This is a genomic window from Bartonella sp. AA81SXKL, assembly GCF_042196945.1.
Classification (GTDB): domain Bacteria; phylum Pseudomonadota; class Alphaproteobacteria; order Rhizobiales; family Rhizobiaceae; genus Bartonella.
Genome location: NZ_JBHIRH010000153.1, coordinates 1 through 863 on the forward strand (window position 1 = coordinate 1; position 863 = coordinate 863).

Below are 863 nucleotides of genomic sequence, written 5' to 3' on the forward strand. Positions count from 1 at the left end.
CTATCAAATCCTAGCTGTGTCAAAATAGTCATGGTTTGTTCATGTTCTATTTCCAAATATGTTAAACGTTTAATTTCAGAAAGTGGAAAAGTGATCTGTCTGATTTCTGGCTGCTGATAACCCACAATCTTCATCTTTGAACCTTCACCACCACAAAGACGTAGGACCAACTCTGTTGCAATCTCAAGCCCTGTTTCCATAAAAGCCGGATCCACACCCCGTTCAAACCTATAACGGGCATCACTGATAAGTCCTAATGCACGCCCTGTCTGCGCAATACTCTGCGCATCCCAAAGTGCCGACTCAATAATAACGCGACGCGTCGTCTCATCACAGCTCGTTCTTTCACCACCCATAATACCGGCAATCGAAACAACACCCTCTTCATCTGCAATAACACAATCTTTAACACCTAAATTATAGACTTTTCCGTTAAGCGCCTGAAGCTGTTCACCTTCACGACCACAACGTACACGCAAATTACCTTTAATCTTATCGGCATCAAAAACATGCAGCGGACGACCAAGATCAAAACTGATGTAATTGGTTATATCAACCAACGCATTAATTGGTCTCAAACCAATGGCGTTCAAACGTTGTTGCATCCATTGTGGCGATGCATTATTTTGAACATTGCGAACTTCACACCAAGCAAACCCCAAACATAACAACGCGCTTTGCGAAAAATCTAAAGAAACATCAAGCGATGTTTCAAAGGTAGTACCCAATTGTGGCAAGGATAGTTCTTTTAACCGACCAATTCCAGTCGCAGCAAGATCACGGGCAATACCGCGAACCCCTATGCAATCAGAACGATTGGGCGTCAAACCGATATCAATCACCGGATCATCTAAACCTGCATA

The 863-nt window shown here is 43.1% G+C and carries 1 protein-coding gene; it reads right to left on the reverse strand.

Annotated features, from left to right (window positions below):
- Positions 1–863, reverse strand: an 863-nt coding sequence (locus ACFINZ_RS10240; protein ID WP_375701455.1) for a phenylalanine--tRNA ligase subunit beta, incomplete at both ends; no start/stop codon positions are given.